The sequence below is a fragment of the Pseudomonas trivialis genome (genome assembly GCF_036864995.1).
GTDB lineage: Bacteria > Pseudomonadota > Gammaproteobacteria > Pseudomonadales > Pseudomonadaceae > Aquipseudomonas > Aquipseudomonas trivialis.
Map to the genome: position 1 here is coordinate 2,168,929 of NZ_CP142151.1, position 18,525 is coordinate 2,187,453.

The 18,525-nt window shown below is 61.8% G+C and carries 16 protein-coding genes; 7 read left to right on the forward strand and 9 right to left on the reverse strand.

From position 1 onward, the window contains the following. Nucleotides 1–4: 4 nt before the first annotated feature. Genes tssM through VRB54_RS09765 form a run of 3 tightly spaced genes read left to right on the forward strand, consistent with a single transcriptional unit; the run spans nucleotide 5 to nucleotide 4,916 of the window. Complete coding sequence (tssM, locus tag VRB54_RS09755) at nucleotides 5–3,367, forward strand: type VI secretion system membrane subunit TssM (RefSeq protein ID WP_338480591.1); 3,363 nt, start codon at nucleotides 5–7, stop codon at nucleotides 3,365–3,367. Beyond that, nucleotides 3,364–4,083, forward strand: a complete 720-nt coding sequence (locus VRB54_RS09760; RefSeq protein WP_338480592.1) for a PP2C family serine/threonine-protein phosphatase — start codon at nucleotides 3,364–3,366, stop codon at nucleotides 4,081–4,083. Before tssM ends, VRB54_RS09760 begins: the two co-directional genes overlap by 4 nt. After that, the gene (locus tag VRB54_RS09765) at nucleotides 4,080–4,916 is read left to right on the forward strand and encodes a serine/threonine-protein kinase (RefSeq protein WP_338480594.1); all 837 of its coding nucleotides are present in this window, start codon (nucleotides 4,080–4,082) and stop codon (nucleotides 4,914–4,916) included. The genes VRB54_RS09760 and VRB54_RS09765 overlap by 4 nt, the downstream gene beginning before the upstream one ends. 7 nt (nucleotides 4,917–4,923) lie before the next feature. Here VRB54_RS09765 and VRB54_RS09770 read toward each other — a convergent pair whose 3' ends face one another. The 9 genes from VRB54_RS09770 to gloB form a co-directional block, all read right to left on the reverse strand. Next, a complete protein-coding gene (locus tag VRB54_RS09770; RefSeq protein ID WP_338480595.1) occupies nucleotides 4,924–5,253 on the reverse strand; it encodes a DUF6388 family protein in 330 nt (109 codons plus the stop codon). A gap of 22 nt (nucleotides 5,254–5,275) precedes the next feature. After that, nucleotides 5,276–5,530 (reverse strand): hypothetical protein, encoded by a 255-nt coding sequence (locus tag VRB54_RS09775; RefSeq protein WP_209981193.1) that lies wholly within the window; start codon nucleotides 5,528–5,530, stop codon nucleotides 5,276–5,278. A gap of 151 nt (nucleotides 5,531–5,681) precedes the next feature. Beyond that, nucleotides 5,682–7,292, reverse strand: a complete 1,611-nt coding sequence (locus tag VRB54_RS09780) for an ABC transporter ATP-binding protein (RefSeq protein ID WP_338480596.1) — start codon at nucleotides 7,290–7,292, stop codon at nucleotides 5,682–5,684. A gap of 1 nt (nucleotide 7,293) precedes the next feature. Beyond that, the gene (locus VRB54_RS09785) at nucleotides 7,294–8,313 is read right to left on the reverse strand and encodes an ABC transporter permease (protein ID WP_003235508.1); all 1,020 of its coding nucleotides are present in this window, start codon (nucleotides 8,311–8,313) and stop codon (nucleotides 7,294–7,296) included. A 1-nt stretch (nucleotide 8,314) separates the two neighbouring features. Next, a complete protein-coding gene (locus tag VRB54_RS09790; protein ID WP_209981197.1) occupies nucleotides 8,315–9,388 on the reverse strand; it encodes a microcin C ABC transporter permease YejB in 1,074 nt (357 codons plus the stop codon). Continuing rightward, entirely contained in the window at nucleotides 9,389–11,227 is a 1,839-nt protein-coding gene (locus VRB54_RS09795) for an extracellular solute-binding protein (RefSeq protein ID WP_338480598.1), read from the reverse strand. It abuts the gene before it with no gap. Beyond that, complete coding sequence (locus VRB54_RS09800) at nucleotides 11,224–13,053, reverse strand: extracellular solute-binding protein (protein ID WP_338480600.1); 1,830 nt, start codon at nucleotides 13,051–13,053, stop codon at nucleotides 11,224–11,226. Before VRB54_RS09800 ends, VRB54_RS09795 begins: the two co-directional genes overlap by 4 nt. 210 nt (nucleotides 13,054–13,263) lie before the next feature. Beyond that, on the reverse strand, nucleotides 13,264–14,670 hold the full coding sequence (locus VRB54_RS09805; protein ID WP_338480602.1) for a transglycosylase SLT domain-containing protein: 1,407 nt from the start codon (nucleotides 14,668–14,670) through the stop codon (nucleotides 13,264–13,266). Between the two features lie 98 nt (nucleotides 14,671–14,768). Next, nucleotides 14,769–15,536: a hydroxyacylglutathione hydrolase gene (gloB, locus tag VRB54_RS09810; RefSeq protein WP_338480603.1), complete on the reverse strand. Its 768-nt coding sequence runs from the start codon at nucleotides 15,534–15,536 to the stop codon at nucleotides 14,769–14,771. 65 nt (nucleotides 15,537–15,601) lie between these two features. Here gloB and VRB54_RS09815 point away from each other — a divergent pair, with 65 nt between their 5' ends. The 4 genes from VRB54_RS09815 to VRB54_RS09830 all read left to right on the forward strand — a co-directional run bounded on the left by VRB54_RS09815 (nucleotide 15,602) and on the right by VRB54_RS09830 (nucleotide 18,521). Further along, nucleotides 15,602–16,360, forward strand: coding sequence for a class I SAM-dependent methyltransferase (locus tag VRB54_RS09815; protein WP_338480604.1), 759 nt, complete (start codon nucleotides 15,602–15,604; stop codon nucleotides 16,358–16,360). 32 nt (nucleotides 16,361–16,392) lie between these two features. After that, nucleotides 16,393–16,845 carry a ribonuclease HI gene (gene rnhA / locus VRB54_RS09820; protein WP_003207474.1) on the forward strand — a complete coding sequence of 151 codons (453 nt, stop codon included), beginning with the start codon at nucleotides 16,393–16,395 and terminating at the stop codon, nucleotides 16,843–16,845. A gap of 72 nt (nucleotides 16,846–16,917) precedes the next feature. Further along, entirely contained in the window at nucleotides 16,918–17,658 is a 741-nt protein-coding gene (gene dnaQ / locus VRB54_RS09825) for a DNA polymerase III subunit epsilon (protein WP_338481081.1), read from the forward strand. Between the two features lie 284 nt (nucleotides 17,659–17,942). After that, the gene (locus tag VRB54_RS09830; RefSeq protein WP_057009524.1) at nucleotides 17,943–18,521 is read left to right on the forward strand and encodes a GNAT family N-acetyltransferase; all 579 of its coding nucleotides are present in this window, start codon (nucleotides 17,943–17,945) and stop codon (nucleotides 18,519–18,521) included. The last annotated feature ends 4 nt before the right edge of the window (nucleotides 18,522–18,525 follow it).

Genomic DNA, 18,525 nt, shown 5'->3' on the forward strand with positions numbered 1-18,525 from the left:
ATGAATGAACGCATTCGTAAGGAACGCGGGCGCCATGCTGGCTCAGATGTGGGTGTGGAGCCTGCTGCTGGTGCTTGCAAGCGCACTGCTGGTCTGGTTCGTGGGGCCTTTGCTGGCGGTGGACGATTACCGGTTCTGGGCGTCGTCGACCGCTCGTTTGTTGACCATCAGCGTGTTGTTTCTGCTGTGGGGGCTGGCCATGGTTGTGGCAGGCGCGCGGCGTGCAGCGCGCCTTCGAACGCCTGAGCATCAGGCCGACCAGACGCAATACCAGCGCATTGAAAACGAGCAAAACCAAGTGCGAGGTCGCTTCAAGGAAGCGCTGCATACCCTGAAAACCTCTGGCCGATACGGCGAGCGCAGTCAGCGCTGGCGTGACGATTTGCCCTGGTACCTGCTGATCGGCGCGACGCAGAGTGGCAAGACACGCCTGTTGGCCGCCAGTGGCCTGCAATTTCCACTCGACCGGCTCGAACCGACCTCGACCGGGCAGACGCCTTATTGTGATTGGTATTTTGCCGATAACGCGGTCCTGGTCGACACTGCCGGTCGCTACCTGACCCAGGCCGATCGGGCGGTGGATGCTGCGGGCTGGTCAATGCTGCTGCGACTGCTGAGGACACGCTGGCGTGTGCGCCCGCTCAATGGCGTTGTGGTGACCCTGTCGGTGGACACGCTGATAGGCCTGAACGATCACGATCTGGACCATCACGCACGGCATGTACATACGCGGTTGCAGGACGTCCAGCGAACCCTGCGTGTCGATGTGCCCGTCTACCTGGTCCTGACCCAGGCCGACCGACTGACGGGCTTTGCCGAATACTTCGATTCAGCCCAGGGTGATGCTGCCGAAGCGGTGCTGGGGGAATGCCTGGTTGCAGACGCGGCGGGAGTCGAAATAGCCCAGGTGCGCCAGGCTTTCGAAGCCTTGTTGCAGCGCTTGAGTGGTGAGTTGATCCCGCGCCTGCACCAGCAGCGTAACCCGCAGCATCGCGGGCCGATGCTGGATTTTGCACAACACGCGGCGCAACTGGGCGAGCGCCTGTGCGCGTTTATCGAGTTGGGGTTTTCCGCACATCGCTACCAGCGCATCAACGGCTTGCGCGGCTTCTACCTGACCAGCGCTGCCGAGCCGCGTGCCCGTTTTATCCAGGGCCTGTTCAACCGGGTGATTTTTGCCGAGGCAGGCCTGGCCGCTCTCCAGGGCCAGGAGCAACAGCGCATTCGCCGGCGCCAGTGGGCAGGCGCGCTGGCGGCATCGCTTGTTATCGGCGGGGCGGGGTGGTCGTGGGCTAACAGTTATGCGCTCAATCAGCAGCGTCTGTCGCAGTTGGTGGCACTGGCCGTGGAGCCGCCGGTTACGGACGGTGCGCTTGAGGCGTTGCCGCTGCTGGATGCGCGCCTTGCGGCAACCGGGGTTTTTCCGCCATCACGGGAGGTCGGCTGGGTGGAGCGCGCGGGACTGTATCAGGGCGCGGCGAGCCGCCCGACGTTGATGGATGCCTACGCACAATCCCTGCAACAACAATTGTTGCCGCGGGTGGCTGCATTGCTTGAAGAGCAGGTGCGCAACAATCTTGGTGACCGTGAGCGTCTGCTGGACAACCTGCGCGCCTACCTGATGCTGGCGCTGCCGGAACGTCGTGACAATCCTTGGCTGACGCAGCATATGGCCGCGCTTTGGTCTGCACGCCACGCCGCCGACGGCTCGGCGCAAACGCGCTTGAACCTGCATCTGGCGCGTTTGCTGGGGCAAACCTTCGTGGCGCCGCTTGACGATGACCTGGTGGCGCAAGCACGCCAGGCCTTGCGCGGTGAGTCCCTGGCCGATGTGGTTTATCGGATGCTGCGAGAGCAGGCACGCAACCTGGAGCCTTTGCGGCTTGCCGAGGGCAGCCTGTTCGCTGCGAGTGATCAGCCTATACCGGGGTTCTACAGCAAAAAATACTGGCTGTATTTCGAGGCGCAGGGTGCGCGCCTGGTGAATGCCATCGCCCAGGATAACTGGGTGCTCGGCGAGGCGAATGACCTCAGTGCCATGGACTTGCGCCGGCTGATGCTCGAACTGGAACAACGCTATTTCAGCGAGTACGCCGAGGCCTGGAGCGACGCACTGGGTCGCATCCGGCTCCAGGAAGCCAGCAGCCTCAAAAGAGCTGCCGAGCAACTGGCAGGCCTAACATCAGCCCAGTCGCCATTGGTGCAGGTGTTGCAGCAGGTCAGGGAAAATACCCGGTTGTTGCCCGCGAGCGAGCGCCTGGGCGACATCGCAAGTCAGGTCGGGGAACTCGGCGCAAAGGTCGAGGCGGCAGGTGCCATATTAGCCGGCCCATTGCAGCGGCATACCCAGGCGGATACCGCTCGACGCGCGTTGCAGCGACGTTTTGAACCCTTGCACCAGTTGCTGGATGAGCAGCACAACCCTGGCACGGCAGTGAGCCATGTGCTGCAACTGTCCGATCAGTTGCAGTTGCAACTGGCGACGCTGACTCGGGAAAGTTCGCCGGAGCAGGCGGCCTTCCACAGGGTCAAGCGGCGCATGGATGGCCAGCAGGATCTGCTCGGCAATTTGCGCGACGGCGCCGCCCGGTTGCCGCTGCCGCTGTCTGCGTGGGTCGGCGCGATTGCGGACGACACCTGGCAGCGCCTGCTGGAGGAGGCCTACGTGCATGTGAACCAGCGTTACCAGAGCGAGGTGTACAGCGTTTACAGCAAAGCCATTCGCCAGCGGTATCCGTTCAATGCCACCGCGGGCGGCGATGTCGCCCTCAGTGACTTTCAGGAATTTTTCGGCCCTCAGGGCGTGCTGGCAAGGTTTCAGGAGACTTACCTGCGACCTTTTATCAGCGCCGATGGCAGTCGGCATCGTCTGCGGGGCATCGACGGTCGCAGCTTGCCTGTGTCGCGCTTGCTGCTGGATCAACTGAGTAAGGTGCAGCTTATCCGGCGCGGTTTTTTCAGCGAGCAAGGCGAGTTGTCGGTGCGTTTCAGCCTGGCGCCCTACAGCCTGGATCAGGCGGTCAATCGCGCGATCCTGCGCCTGGGCGATCAACAGCTGGAATACCGCCATGGGCCCATCGTACCCATGACGTTCCAGTGGCCTGTCGAGGGTGACAATGGTCGCAGTAGCCTGGTGCTGGAGCGGGGCGCCGAGCGGCCGTTGGGTATTGAAAGAAATAGCGGAGCCTGGTCGGTGTTCAGGTTGTTTGACTTGCTGCACAGCGAGCCCGCCAGCGGTCGGGATGCGCAAGTGCTCAAGTCCGACCTGGCAGGCTTGCGCGCCAACTACCTGCTGACCAGTCAGCGGACGCCCAGCCCGTTTCAGATGGCGGACTGGCGCACCTTCCGGTTGCCGGAGCAACTGTGAGCCAGGCGCCTGCGCGCTGGCGCAGTGCCGGCCATACGCTATGCGGCAGGGATCGCTCACGCAACGAGGATGCATTGCTCGATTGCCCGGAGCGGGGGTGTTGGGCGGTGGCGGATGGCATGGGTGGACATCGCGCCGGGGACGTGGCCAGCCAGTGGGTGGTGAGCAGCCTGGCGTCAATGGCTGGTCACGGCGACCTTGATCAGCGCGTGGGCGCTGTTCGGCGTTGCCTGCAAGAGGTCAACCGGCAACTGCGGCATACGGCGCAGGGTCCGCATGACATTATCGGCAGCACCGTTGTAGCACTGCTGCTGGAGGGCGATCGCGCGGCATGTGTCTGGGCTGGGGACAGCCGCTGCTATCTGTGGCGTGGGCAAAGTCTTTACCAACTGTCCCGGGATCATTCGCGAATGCGGCAACTGATGGAAGAGCACCGGATGGACGCGCAGCAGGCCGGTGCTCACCCGGATGCGAGGGCCCTGACCCGTGCGGTTGGCGCGCGCGAGCGCTTGCATCTTGAGGTGCTGGAACTCGGTACACGTCCTGGCGATGTATTTTTGCTGTGCAGCGACGGTGTCTACCAGGCACTTGATCATAGCGAGCTGAGCCAGGCGCTGAGCCTGAACACACCGCGACAGATGCTGGATCGGGTGTTTGAGTCGGTATTGTGCGGCGCGGCGCGAGACGACCTCACGGCCGTGGTGATCCAGCGATGACAATGCCCTTGTGTACCGGCGACCTGCTCGCCGGGCGCTATCGGCTCGAACGCGTGCTGGGCATCGGAGGCATGGGCGTGGTCTACCGCGCTCGCGACCTGTTGCATGAGCAGTTCGGCGAACCTTGCTCCAGCGTCGCCTTGAAAGTACTCGGCGAGTGTTTTTCCGAGTGCCCCGATGGCCATGTGATGCTGTACAGCGAGTTCTCCCTTACACGGGGCTTATGGCACCCGGGTGTGGTTCGCCTATTCGGGTTCGACGTCGATACCTCCCGCCAATTGGTGTTTTTCACCATGGAGCTGATGCACGGCATGACCCTGGACCGGCTCATGCTGGAACGTCCTCACGGCCTCGGCTGGCATGAGTGGCAGCCAATGGCATTGCAACTGCTGGACGCATTGGCCTACGCCCATGGGCGGGGCGTGCTGCATGGCGACGTGAAGCCGGGCAATGTCATGGTGGGGGAGACGGGGATACGTCTGTTCGATTTTGGCTTGGGCCAGTCGCAGGCAGTGACCGGGCTGCCAGGTCTGGACCGTCATCGCATCAGCGCCTGGACGCCCGCTTATGCCGCGCCGGAGCTGCTGGATGGGGCGCAGCTTTCAGCGTCGGCGGATGTGTATGGCGTAGCGTGCGTGTTGTACGAGATGGCGCAAGGGCGGCGTCCGCACGAACGTAAACTCACTCAAGCGCTCGACAGACCCCGCCAGTTACCTCGTCATTGCTGGGCGGCCTTGCGCGCGGCATTGGCGACAGATCCGGAGCAACGAACGATCACGGTTGCCGAACTGCGCGAGGCACTGGCCGGCCGATCATGGTACGGGTTTGCGTAGCCAGGGATTACCCGACCACGTCATACAGCTTGCAATACTCAGCCCAGCTCAGGCCCGCCATTTGCGCCACTTCCCTATGCACCTCGAGACGCTGGGCGGCGAAGGTTTCGGGCGATTCGGCGGTGAGCTTGAGTGTCAACTCCCAGGCGAACAGACCCTGACGCTCGGCTTCGGCTTCAAAGGCTTCGTTCAGGCGCTCGGCGCGGTATTCCGCCAGGGTTTCACCCTTGGCCCGGGCAGCGAGCGGGTTCAGGGTGTCCAGCTCGGTTGCAAGTGCCGGGTGATCGCTCAGGAAGCGATCCAGGGCGAGTTGATGGTTATCGCCGGGTTGGGACAAGGGCGTGCTCCTTAGCAAGATCTCAGAGGTCGGTCTGCAGGTTGCGCCGTGCGCGTTTGCGCAGACGACGGTCGATTCTGGAACTGATCGGCTGCAACAGAAAGAACATCAGGTAGGCCGTCAGTACCAGCGTCAGGTCCACCCAGGTTCCGGCGACCGGTTCGTCTGAAAATATCTCGACCACGTCCTTGATCAGGAACAGCAGAGCGACCCCGCCCAGCCACAGCAAGGCCTTGAACAGCAATGGTTGCAGGTTGTTCGACAGTTTGTGTTGCATCCCGAGCTTACCTCTGCGGTGCATGACTTCCTCTCAGGCGAGGGTGGAGGTAGGCCACCGCGCCTGAAAGCGTCACCGATGATAACGATTAGGCAGGTTTAGGGATTGATCCAGAGCAGAAAGTTCATTTATTTGGTGACGAATGCCGAAGTCACGCCCCCGCAGCAGGCACCAGAAAAGCGGCCTCCAGCAATTGACGCGTATACCCATGTTGGGGATCGGCAAAGATCGTCGCCGCATCGCCCTGTTCCACCACTTGTCCCTGTTTCACCACCATCAACTGATGACTCAACGCTTTGACGACCGCCAAATCATGGCTGATGAACAAATAGGTCAGGTTGTATTTGGCCTGCAACCCGCGCAACAACTCCACCACCTGGCGCTGCACCGTGCGATCCAGCGCTGAAGTCGGTTCGTCGAGCAAAATCAGCCTGGGCTTGAGCACCAGCGCCCGTGCAATAGCAATACGCTGGCGTTGCCCGCCGGAAAACTCGTGGGGGTAGCGGTGCCGCGACGCCGGGTCCAGACCCACTTCCTTGAGCGCCGCAATAATCGCCGCCTCCTGTTCAGCCGCTGTGCCCATCCTGTGAATGCGCAGGCCTTCACCGACGATTTCACTGACGCACATCCGCGGGCTCAAACTGCCGAACGGGTCCTGGAACACCACCTGCATCTCCCGACGCAACGGCCGCACCTGTTGCTGAGTGAGCTGATCCAACTGCTGGCCTTCGAAACGAATGCCGCCCTTGCTCGCGATCAACCGCAGGATCGCCAGGCCCAGGGTGGATTTGCCCGAGCCGCTCTCACCGACGATGCCCAGGGTCTGGCCCTGGGGCAGGCTGAAGTTGATGCCGTCCACCGCCTTGACGTAATCGACGGTACTGCGCAGAAAGCCCTTCTTGATCGGGAACCAGACCTTCAGGTCGTCGACTTCCAGCAAGGGTGGCCCAACTTCATTGGTGGCCGGCCCTCCGCTGGGTTCCGCCGCCAGCAGTTCCTGGGTGTAAGGGTGCTGCGGCGACTGGAACAAGGTCTCGCAGTCGGCCTGTTCGACGATGCAACCCTGTTGCATCACGCACACCCGATGGGCAATGCGCCGAACCAGGTTCAAGTCGTGGCTGATCAACAGCAGCGACATGCCCAGCCGCGCCTGCAGTTCCTTGAGCAGTTCGAGAATTTTCAGTTGCACGGTGACGTCGAGGGCGGTGGTCGGCTCGTCGGCGATCAATAGTTCCGGCTCGTTGACCAGGGCCATGGCGATCATCACGCGCTGGCGCTGCCCACCGGACAGTTCGTGGGGCAGGGCCTTGAGGCGCTTGTGTGGCTCGGGAATGCCCACCAGTTCGAGCAGTTCCAGCGTGCGCCGGGTGGCCACCTTGCCGGTGAGGCCCTTGTGCAGGCCGAGTACTTCGTTGATCTGTTTTTCGATGCTGTGCAGCGGGTTCAAGGAGGTCATCGGCTCCTGGAAGATCATCGCGATGCGGTTGCCGCGAATATGCCGCAGGGTCTTTTCCTTGAGCGTCAGCAGGTCTTGCCCGGCATAGCGGATAGTGCCGCTCGGATGCCGCGCCAGCGGGTAGGGCAGCAGGCGCAGAATCGAATGGGCGGTGACCGATTTGCCGGACCCGCTTTCGCCTACCAGGGCGAGAGTTTCGCCGCGCTTGATGTCGAAGCTGAGGTTGTTGACCACCCGGTGGTGGTGCTCGCCCGTGACGAACTCGACGGAGAGGTCGCGGACTTCGATCAGATTGTCCTGATTCATCTCATTTCCTCGGGTCGAAGGCATCGCGAGCGGACTCGCCGATAAACACCAGCAAACTCAGCATGATCGCCAGCACGGCAAAGGCACTGATGCCCAGCCACGGCGCTTGCAGGTTGGATTTGCCCTGGGCTACCAGCTCGCCCAGGGACGGAGAGCCGGCCGGCAGGCCGAAACCGAGGAAGTCCAGGGCGGTGAGGGTGCCGATGGCGCCGGTGAGGATGAAGGGCATGAAGGTCATGGTGGAGACCATGGCATTGGGCAGGATGTGGCGGAACATGATCGCACCGTTCTGCATGCCCAGTGCCCGGGCTGCACGCACGTATTCAAGGTTGCGCCCGCGCAGGAACTCGGCGCGCACCACGTCCACCAGGCTCATCCACGAGAACAGCAGCATGATTCCCAGCAGCCACCAGAAGTTGGGCTGCACAAAACTGGCCAGGATGATCAGCAGATAAAGCACCGGCAAACCGGACCAGATTTCCAGAAAGCGCTGCCCGGCCAGATCCACCCAGCCGCCATAGAAGCCCTGCAAGGCGCCGGCAATCACGCCGATGATCGAGCTGAGCACGGTCAACGTCAGCGCAAACAATACCGACACACGAAACCCGTAGATCACTCGCGCCAGCACATCGCGGCCCTGGTCATCGGTGCCCAGCAGGTTGACGCTGGACGGTGGCGCGGGAGCCGGCACCTTAAGGTCGTAGTTGATGCTCTGGTAGCTGAACGGAATGGGCGCCCACAGAGTCCAGGCGTCCTTGGCCTTGAGCAGTTCGCGGATGTACGGGCTTTTGTAGTTGGCTTCCAGCGGGAATTCGCCGCCGAAGGTGGTCTCCGGGTAGCGCTTGAGCGCCGGGAAATACCAGTCGCCGTCGTAGTGCACGGCCAGTGGCTTGTCGTTGGCGATCAACTCGGCGCCCAGGCTCAGGCCGAACAGGATCAGGAACAGCCACAGCGACCACCAGCCACGCTTGTTCGCCTTGAACCGCTCGAACCGGCGGCGATTGAGGGGGGACAGATTCATCTCAATGCTCCCGGCTGGCGAAGTCGATACGCGGATCGACCAGGGTGTAGGTGAGGTCGCCGATCAGTTTCACCACCAGCCCCAGCAGGGTGAAGATGAACAGCGTGCCGAACACCACCGGGTAATCGCGGTTGATGGCGGCTTCAAAACTCATCAGGCCCAGGCCGTCGAGGGAGAAGATCACTTCAACCAGCAGCGAACCGGTAAAGAAGATACCGATGAACGCCGAGGGGAATCCGGCGATCACCAGCAGCATGGCGTTGCGGAACACGTGACCGTAGAGCACGCGGTGGTTGGTCAGGCCCTTGGCCTTGGCGGTGACCACGTATTGCTTGTTGATCTCGTCGAGAAAGCTGTTCTTGGTCAGCAGGGTCATGGTCGCGAAGTTGCCGATCACCAGCGCCGTGACGGGCAGCGCCAGGTGCCAGAAGTAATCGAGGATCTTGCCACTCACGCTCAGCTCGTCGAAGTTGTTGGAGGTGAGCCCGCGCAGGGGGAACCAGTCCAGGTAACTGCCGCCGGCAAACACCACGATCAGCAGGATGGCGAACAGGAACGCGGGGATCGCGTAGCCGACGATGATTGCTGAGCTGGTCCACACGTCGAAATGGCTGCCGTGCCGCGTGGCCTTGGCGATCCCCAGGGGAATCGACACCAGGTACATGATCAGCGTGCTCCATAACCCAAGGGAGATGGACACCGGCATCTTTTCCCTGATCAGGTCGATGACCTTGGCGTCACGAAAGAAGCTGTCGCCAAAGTCCAGCCGGGCGTAGTTCTTGACCATGATCCACAAGCGTTCCGGCGCCGATTTATCGAAGCCGTACATTTTCTCGATTTCCTGAATCAGCGCCGGGTCCAGGCCTTGGGCGCCACGGTAGCTGGAGCCGGCCACGGCCACCTCGGCACCGCCGCCGGCGATGCGGCTGGTGGCGCCTTCAAAGCCTTCTAGCTTGGCGATCATCTGTTCCACCGGGCCACCGGGGGCGGCCTGGATGATGACGAAATTGATCAGCAGTATCCCGAACAGGGTGGGAATGATCAGTAACAGGCGGCGAACGATATAGGCCAGCATTCAATCGCCTCCCTTCGCCGGATCGGCGTCAGCCTGGGTGCCTGCGGCGGTCACCGGCGGCACATTGGGTTTGGCCCACCAGGTGGCGGTGCCGACGTCGTACAGCGGTGACACTTTCGGATGGCCGAGGTTGTTCCAGTAGGCCACGCGGAAGGTCTTGATGTGCCAGTTGGGAATCACGTAGTAGCCAAATTGCAGCACGCGGTCCAGGGCCTTGGCGTGGGCGATCAGGCTGGTGCGCGAGTCCGAATCGATCAGTTCCTCCACCAGTTGGTCGATGGCCGGGTCCTTGAGGCCGATGTAGTTGCGGCTGCCGGGCTTTTCGGCACTGGTGGACTTCCAGAACTCGCGTTGTTCATTACCCGGCGACGAGGATTGCGGGAAGCTGCCCACCACCATGTCGAAGTCCCGCGAGCGCAGGCGAGTGACGAACTGGGAGACGTCGACCCGGCGAATCACCAGGTTGATGCCCAGGTCCGCCAGGTTGCGCTTGAACGGCAGCAGGATGCGTTCGAACTCGGTCTGAGCCAGCAGGAACTCGATGGTCACTGGTGTGCCGGTGGCGTCGACCATCTTGTCGTCAACGATCTTCCAGCCAGCCTGCTGCAGCAATTGGTAGGCCTCGCGCTGCTGGGCGCGGATCATGCCGCTGCCGTCGGTTCTGGACGGCTCGAAGGCCTGGGTGAATACCTCGGGCGGGATTTTGTCGCGCAGTGGCTCGAGAATGTTCAGCTCATCGGGGCCGGGCAGGCCGGTGGCGGCCATGTCGGAGTTTTCAAAATAGCTGCGGGTGCGGGTGTAGGCGCCGTTGAACAGCTGTTTGTTGCTCCACTCGAAGTCCAGCAACAGGCTGATGGCCTTGCGCACGCGCACGTCCTGGAACATCGGCTTGCGGATATTGAATACAAAACCCTGCATGCCGGTGGGGTTGCCGTTGGGGATTTCTTCCTTGATCAGCCGACCCTGGGTGACTGCCGGTACGTTGTAAGCATTCGCCCAGTTCTTGGCGCTGAACTCGGACCAGTAATCGAACTGCCCGGCCTTGAGCGCTTCGAGGGCCACGGTGGCATCACGGTAATAGTCGGTGATGCGGTTGTCGAAGTTGTACAGGCCCTTGTTGATCGGCAGGTCCTTGCCCCAGTAGTCCTTGACTCGTTCATAGCGCACGGACCGCCCGGCCTTCACTTCGGCCACTTGATAAGGGCCGCTGCCGAGGGGGAACTCGAGGTTGCCCTTGTTGAAGTCGCGGCTGGCCCACCAGTGCTTGGGCAGCACCGGCAGTTGGCCGAGGATCAGCGGCAGCTCGCGGTTGTTGGTGCGCTTGAACTTGAACAGCACGCGCAACGGGTCTTCGGCGATCACTTCGTCGACATCGGCGTAGTAGGTGCGATAGAGCGGGGTGCCGTCCTTGATCAGGGTCTGGAAGCTGAAGACCACGTCGTCGGCGCGAATGGGGTGGCCATCGTGGAAGCGCGCCTCGGGGCGCAGGTAGAAGCGCACCCAGCTATTGTCCGGGGCCTTTTCGATCTTGCCGGCCACCAGGCCGTATTCGGTGAAGGGCTCATCCAGGCTCTGGGTGGCCAGGGTGTCGTAGATCAGGCCGATATTGTCGGCGGGCACGCCTTTGCTGATGAACGGGTTGAAGCTGTCGAAGCCGGTCAGGCTCGACTCGCGAAACGTGCCGCCCTTGGGCGCGTCCGGATTGACGTAATCGGTGTGCTTGAAGTCGGCCGGGTACTTGGGTGGCTCGTTGTACAGGGTCAGCGCATGCTGCGGCGCGGCCTGGGCGGCGCTGCACAGCAACAGGCTGCCCAGCAGGACGTTGCGCAAAGACATCATTGGGCTTTCTCCGAAGCTTTCAGCCACCACGCGCTCAGGCCCAGGCTGTAGGGCGGCGTGGTGACAAAGGCGAACCGGTTGCGGTAGGCCAGGCGATGATAGTTGAGGTACCAGTTGGGAATACTGTAGTGCTGCCACAGCAGCACCCGGTCCAGCGCGCGGCCGGCGGCCAGTTGTTCTTCGCGGGTCTGGGCCGCGAGCAGTTGGTCCAGCAGGTGATCGACCACCGGGTTGGCAATGCCGGCGAAATTTTTGCTGCCCTTGATCGCGGCCTGGCTGGAGTGGAAGTACTGCCACTGTTCCAGGCCTGGGCTGAGGGTCTGGTTGAGGGTGATCAGGATCATGTCGAAGTCGAACTGATCCAGGCGCTGCTTGTATTGCGCGCGGTCGACGGTGCGCAGGCGGGCGTCGATGCCGATGCTGATCAGGTTCTCGACGTAGGGCTGCAGGATGCGTTCCAGGTTCGGGTTGACCAGCAGAATCTCGAAGCGCAGCGGTTGTCCGTCCTTGTTCAGCAGGTGTTGGCCCGACAGTTTCCAGCCGGCCTCGCCGAGCAGGCCGAGGGCACGACGCAGGGTTTCGCGAGGGATGCCGCGCCCGTCGGTCTGCGGCAGGCTGAAGGCTTGGGTTAACAGATTGGGCGGCAACTGGTCGCGGTAAGGCGAGAGCATCAGCCATTCATGGCCGACCGGTATGCCCGTGGCGGCGAACTCGCTGTTGGGGTAATAGCTGAGGGTGCGCTTATAGGCATTGCTGAACAGGGCGCGGTTGGTCCACTCGAAATCGAACATCAGCCCCAGGGCTTCGCGCACCTTGATCTGGCTGAAGGTGGGCCGCCGGGTATTCATGAACAGGCCCTGGCTCTGGGTAGGGATCTGGTGGGCGATCTGCGCCTTGATCACCTCGCCACGGTTGACCGCCGGGAAGTTGTAGCCGTTGGCCCAGTTCTTGGCCTGGTGCTCGATATAAATGTCGAACTCGCCGGCCTTGAACGCCTCGAACGCCACATCGCTGTCGCGGTAGAACTCCACTTCGACCCTGTTGTAGTTGTAAAAGCCTCGGTTGACTGGCAGGTCCTTGCCCCAGTAGTCCTTGACCCGCTCGAACACCAGTTGCCGGCCCGGGGTGACCTTGCTGATGCGGTACGGGCCGCTGCCCAGGGGCGGCTCGAAGGTAGTGGCCTTGAAGTCGCGGTGCTTCCAGTAATGCTGGGGCAGCACCGGCAGTTCGCCCAGGCGCAGGATCAGCAACGGGTTGCCCGCGCGCTTGAACACGAAGCGGATGCGATGGCGGTTGAGAATGTCCACCCGGGCCACTTCCTGCAGGTTGGTGCGGTACTGCGGATGGCCTTCAGTGAGCAGGGTGCGATAGGAAAACGCGACGTCGTAGGCGGTGATCGGCTTGCCATCGTGAAAACGCGCTTGCGGGCGCAGGTTGAACACTACCCAGCTGCGGTCCTCGCTGTATTCCACCGACTGCGCGATCAGGCCGTAGCTGGACGCGGGCTCGTCGCCGGACGGCGCGTACTGGCCGGTGCCGACCATCAGCGGCTCGTTCAGCTCATTGACGCCGTATTGCAGGAAATTGGGTGTGGAAACCGGGCTTGAGCCCTTGAAGGTGTAGGGGTTGAGGGTGTCGAAGGTGCCAAACGCCATCACCCGCAGGGTGCCGCCTTTCGGCGCTGCAGGGTTTACCCAATCGAAGTGGGTAAATTTGGCCGGGTACTTGAGCGTGCCGAACTGCGTGTAACCGTGGCTCTCGGTTATCGTCGCGTGCGCACCAAAGCTCAAGGCCAGACTTATTAGTAGAAGGAGGGGACGCTTCAAGTCAGAGATCCGATCCAGGCGGCTTGGGCTTTATGGTCGGTACAGTAACAGCTTGTTCCGGTTGGAAAAAGCCGGTTTGGATGATGGAGAACCAATGTGGGAGGGGGCTTGCTCCCGATGGCGGTGTGTCAGCCAGTACATGCGCTGGCTGAATCACTGCTATCGGGAGCAAGTCCCCTCCCACATTGGATTTTCAGTGTTGCCGAGGATTCAGCGCGGTGCCGAAACCACCAGCATTTGACCCGGCTTCAGCGCCTGACCCGTGCGCGGGTTCCAGCGCTTGAGATGTTGCATCTCGACGTTGAAGCGCTTGGCGACGATATACAGCGAGTCGCCTTTCTTGACCTTGTACTGCACCGGTTTTTTGGCGCTGGCCACGGCGCGGCGGGTGTCCTGCATCACCAGGGTCTGGCCAACCTTGAGCGCCTGGCCATTGAGCTTGTTCCAGCGCTGCAGGTCATGCACGTCGACCTTGTTGGCCTTGGCGATCAGCGTGAGGTTGTCGCCGCTGCGCACCTTGTAGTTGCGGGTACGCCCGGCCACGCGTGCGGTCTCGACTTCGTCGAACACCTGCTTTTTCGGGCGCATGGCCAGCAACTCTTCGGGCTTCATCATCGACAGCGTGCTGGTCAGCAAGTGCGCCTTGGAGCTGGGTACGAGCAGATGCTGGGGGCCGTCGAGGGTGGTGCGCTGCTTGAGGGCCGGGTTGAGCTGGAACAGTTCGTCTTCGTCGATTTCCGCCAGCGCGGCGACCCGTGAAAGGTCCATGCTCTGTTTGACTTCAACCACTTCGAAGTACGGCGTGTTGGCAATCGGGTTCAGATTGACGCCATAGGCCTCAGGCGCCAGCACCACCTGGGACAGCGCCAGGAACTTGGGCACGTAGTCGCGGGTTTCCTGAGGCAGGGGCAGGTTCCAGTAGTCAGTGGGCAGGCCGAGCTTTTCGTTACGCTCGATGGCGCGGCTTACCGTGCCTTCACCGGCGTTGTAGGCCGCGAGAGCCAGCAGCCAGTCGCCGTTGAACATGTCATGCAGGCGCGTCAGGTAATCCAGGGCGGCGGTGGTGGATGCGGTGATATCACGGCGGCCATCGTAAGCGCGGGTCTGGCGCAGATTGAAGTAACGCCCGGTGGAAGGAATGAATTGCCACAGGCCGACCGCATCGCTGCGCGAATAGGCCATCGGGTTGTAGGCGCTTTCAATCACTGGCAGCAGCGCCAGTTCCAGCGGCATGTTGCGTTCTTCGAGGCGTTCGACGATGTAGTGAATGTAGAGGCTGCCGCGTTCGCCGGCGTTTTCCAGAAAGGATGGGTTACTGGCGAACCACAGGCGCTGTTGCTCGATACGCGGGTTGACGCCTGCGCTGTCCTGTAATTGAAAGCCCCGACGCATGCGTTCCCAGACATCCTGGGGCACTTCGGGGCTGGGCTTCTCTGAAAGCCAGATGGGTTTTTGCTTGATCTTGGCAGCAAGATTCGGTTTGGGTTGCACGGTGGTTTGTGCAGCATATTGTGTGGATTGGCAGCCCGCCAGAGTTGCGGAAACGGCCACCGCCACGGCTTGAGCCAGGCGGGTCAATGCGTCTGAAGAGATGGATTTACGAATAGATGACGACATTGGCTGGAAGTAAGTTCCGGGCAAAAATGTCGGGCGATTCTAGAAAGCGCTTTGGTTCCGGTCAACCATTCAGAAATTACGTATCAGAATACGTAGGCTTAGAACGTATCTTTCCATGCCCTCAAGCTGGCAAACACCTCGGCCCCAGCCCGGTTGTCGCGACCATCCCGTTCGTCCGCTTTTTGTTTAACGGATGTTTCAGAGGTTCGTAGAAAGGGGTTGGTGCGCTTTTCCAGAGCCAGGTTCGAGGGCAGCGTCATCTCGCCGCGAGCCCGCAATTGGCGGACGTTTTCCACCCGTTCGGCGATATCGGCGTTGTGCGGTTCCACCGCTTGGGCAAATTTCAGGTTGCTTTGTGTGTATTCGTGGGTGCAATACACCTGCGTGTCGTCGGGCAGGTCGGCCAGACGCAGCAACGAGGCGTACATCTGCTGCGGCGTGCCCTCAAACAGGCGGCCACAACCGGCGGCGAACAGAGTGTCGCCGCACAGCAGCACGCCCAGGTGATAAAACGCGATATGGCCGAGGGTGTGGCCGGGCACGCTGTAGACGTCAAAGTCCCAGCCCAGCACGCTGATGCGGTCGTTATCGTGCAGGGCCACGTCCCGCGCCGGGATGTTCTCGCTGACCGGGCCGTAGACCCTGGCGCCGGTCACGTCCTTGAGCTGTGCAACACCGCCCACATGATCGTGGTGATGGTGGGTAACGAGGATGTCGCTGAGGGTCCACTCCGGGTTCTGCCGAAGCCAGGCCAGCACCGGCGCGGCATCGCCGGGGTCGACAGCGGCGCAGCGGCGGGTGTGCGGGTCCTGTAACAACCAGATGTAGTTATCGGTGAAGGCGGGCAGGGCACTGATCTGTATCATTCTTCGATTCGCCAAGCTGAACACATTGGTGCATCTTAGAACGTCCAGGCGAGTAGGAGAATGCAATGACTGATAAAGCGTTCGCCCAGGCCGATCCTGAGTGGCTCGCGCTGATCGGCGCAGCCCGCGAATGGCTGTCCGGGCCCATCGGGCAATTTTTGCTGGAGCAGGAGCGGCGCATGCTCGAAGACGAGCTGGGCCGGTTCTTTGGTGGCTACCTGGTGCATTACGGCCCATCGGCCCAGACCCCGCCCGCCGCGCCGCAGGTGCAGCGCAATGTGCGCCTGGGGGCCCCATTGCCCGGTGTGGAGATTGTCTGCGAGGAACAGGCCTGGCCGTTGAGCGAGCATGCCGCCGATGTGGTGGTGCTGCAGCATGGCCTGGATTTCTGCCTGTCGCCCCACGGCCTGCTGCGCGAAGCGGCGAGCAGCGTGCGCCCCGGTGGCCATTTGCTGATTATCGGTATCAACCCCTGGAGCACCTGGGGCCTGCGCCATGTGTTCGCCCAGGACGGCCTGCGCCAGGCTCGCTGCATCGCGCCTTCTCGGGTGGGTGACTGGCTCAACCTGCTGGGCTTCGCGCTGGAGAAACGCCGCTTCGGGTGCTATCGTCCGCCGCTTGCCTCGACCCGGTGGCAGGGCCGTCTGGCCGGCTGGGAACGTCGCGCGGGTACCTGGCAATTGGCCGGTGGCGGCTTCTATCTATTGGTAGCGCGCAAGATCGTGGTCGGCCTGCGCCCGGTGCGTCAGGTGGCCCGCCAGCCCATGGGCAAGCTGGTGCCGATGCCGATGGCCAAGGTCAATCGCAAGCAAAGCGAACCCTGAACTCCTCTTTTTGATTCAAGACCGAGCAAACGATGACCGATACCGTAGAACTTTTCACCGATGGCGCCTGCAAGGGCAACCCTGGCCCCGGCGGCTGGGGCGCATTGCTGGTGTGCAAGGGCGTGGAGAAGGAGCTGTGGGGCGGCGAAGCCAACACCACCAACAACCGCATGGAGCTGATGGGCGCGATTCGCGGCCTCGAAGAACTCAAGCGGCGCTGCGACGTGCTGCTGGTGACCGACTCGCAATACGTGATGAAGGGCATCAACGAGTGGATGGTCAACTGGAAGAAGCGCGGCTGGAAGACGGCGGCCAAGGAGCCGGTCAAGAACGCCGACCTGTGGCAACTGCTCGACGAGCAATGCAATCGCCACAACATCACCTGGAAATGGGTGCGCGGGCATATCGGCCATCCAGGCAACGAGCGTGCCGACCAACTGGCCAACCGTGGCGTGGATGAGGTGCGCGGCTACAAGCAGAGCTGAGGCCGGCTGCCGTGTTAACATCGCGCCTTCTACACACTCCACCATACCGTTGAGAGCTGAACCCTGATGGCCATCCGATCTGTTGTACTCGATACCGAAACCACCGGCATGCCGGTGACCGACGGCCACCGGATCATCGAAATCGGCTGTGTCGAACTGATGGGTCGTCGCCTCACCGGGCGGCACTTCCACGTGTACCTGCAACCGGACCGGGAAAGTGACGAAGGCGCGATTGGCGTTCACGGCATTACCGACGAATTCCTCAAAGGCAAGCCGCGTTTCGCCGAGGTGGCCGACGAGTTCTTCGAGTTCATCAACGGCGCGCAGTTGATCATCCACAACGCGGCGTTCGACATCGGCTTTATCAACAACGAGTTCGCCCTGATGGGGCAGACGGACCGTGCGGATATTTCCCGGCACTGTTCGATCCTCGATACCCTGATGATGGCCCGTGAGCGTCACCCCGGCCAGCGCAACAGCCTCGATGCATTGTGCAAGCGTTATGGCGTCGACAACTCCAACCGTGAACTGCACGGCGCCTTGCTCGACTCCGAGATTCTCGCCGACGTCTACCTGACCATGACCGGCGGGCAGACCAGCCTCTCCCTGACCGGTAACGCGTCCGACGGCAGCGGCTCGGCGGAAGGCTCGGGCAACCGTCCTTCGGAAATCCGCCGCCTGCCGGCCGATCGCACACCCACGCCGATCATCCGCGCCAGTGAGCAGGATTTGGCCGAGCATGTGGCGCGGCTGGAAGCGATTGCCAAATCGGCGGGTGCGCCGGCGTTGTGGACCCAACTGACTCAACAATGACTCGAATTCAAATGCGATCAAACGTGTGGTAGGGAGCATGCCTTCTCCTACAGTTGATCGCCTTGAACCGTGAAATCTTCATTCGCCACATCCGCTTCCGGCTTCTACCCTTGTGGCAGGAAGTGTTCGTCTTTCGCCGCGCCCTGGCCAAACGCTGCGCGCTGCGAAGTGGAGGCGGTGTCGATGGATGCCGATCTGCATGGGTTACAACATGAGGATGACGGCAGTGGTCGTTGTTACACCGTAGATTGCATCAAGGGTTGAGGAACGTTATGCAAGCTGTCATGAACCCGAAGTATCCAGGGCTCAGTGTGCGGGTCGCCGATGCAGGCTTTGATGCCTATGTGTGGGGCAACGATTTCAGCTTTGAGGTCAGTGCCTATGGCGTGCCGGAGATGGGCAAGCGCGTTGATCAATGGCAGGTGGAGCGCATCCTGCCGTATCGCAAGTGTTATGGCATCGACCCCGAGGAGTTTGCCAGTTTTCGCGATGCGCCCGACAGTGCGATCTTTATGGCCTACCTGGATGATTGCCCGGTGGGGCATATCGTGGTCAGCACCAATTGGAACGGGTTTGCCCACGTCGACGAACTGGCGGTAATCCTGCCGGCACGGCGTCACGGCGTAGCCAAGGCGTTGCTGGATGTGGCGCAGTTCTGGAGCCGCAAGAAAAACCTGCCGGGCATGATGCTCGAAACCCAGAACAACAACCTTGGTGCGTGCCGGTTGTATGAGCGCTGTGGCTATGTGATGGGTGGTATCGACCACCTGCGCTATCGCGGCATCGACCCGCAAACCCGCGAAGTGGCGATTTTCTGGTATCGGTTATTCAAGTCCGAGGCGGTGCTGAAAGCGCAGTCATGAGCCG

What these genes read in the sequence shown, in the direction of transcription:
- tssM (WP_338480591.1), top strand. Translation starts at nt 5, where the DNA reads ATGAACGCATTCGTAAGGAACGCGGGCGCCATGCTGGCTCAGATGTGG.
- VRB54_RS09765 (WP_338480594.1), top strand. Translation starts at nt 4,080, where the DNA reads ATGACAATGCCCTTGTGTACCGGCGACCTGCTCGCCGGGCGCTATCGG.
- VRB54_RS09775 (WP_209981193.1), bottom strand. Translation starts at nt 5,530, where the DNA reads ATGCAACACAAACTGTCGAACAACCTGCAACCATTGCTGTTCAAGGCC.
- VRB54_RS09780 (WP_338480596.1), bottom strand. Translation starts at nt 7,292, where the DNA reads ATGAATCAGGACAATCTGATCGAAGTCCGCGACCTCTCCGTCGAGTTC.
- VRB54_RS09785 (WP_003235508.1), bottom strand. Translation starts at nt 8,313, where the DNA reads ATGAATCTGTCCCCCCTCAATCGCCGCCGGTTCGAGCGGTTCAAGGCG.
- VRB54_RS09790 (WP_209981197.1), bottom strand. Translation starts at nt 9,388, where the DNA reads ATGCTGGCCTATATCGTTCGCCGCCTGTTACTGATCATTCCCACCCTG.
- VRB54_RS09795 (WP_338480598.1), bottom strand. Translation starts at nt 11,227, where the DNA reads ATGATGTCTTTGCGCAACGTCCTGCTGGGCAGCCTGTTGCTGTGCAGC.
- VRB54_RS09805 (WP_338480602.1), bottom strand. Translation starts at nt 14,670, where the DNA reads ATGTCGTCATCTATTCGTAAATCCATCTCTTCAGACGCATTGACCCGC.
- gloB (WP_338480603.1), bottom strand. Translation starts at nt 15,536, where the DNA reads ATGATACAGATCAGTGCCCTGCCCGCCTTCACCGATAACTACATCTGG.
- VRB54_RS09815 (WP_338480604.1), top strand. Translation starts at nt 15,602, where the DNA reads ATGACTGATAAAGCGTTCGCCCAGGCCGATCCTGAGTGGCTCGCGCTG.
- rnhA (WP_003207474.1), top strand. Translation starts at nt 16,393, where the DNA reads ATGACCGATACCGTAGAACTTTTCACCGATGGCGCCTGCAAGGGCAAC.
- VRB54_RS09830 (WP_057009524.1), top strand. Translation starts at nt 17,943, where the DNA reads ATGAACCCGAAGTATCCAGGGCTCAGTGTGCGGGTCGCCGATGCAGGC.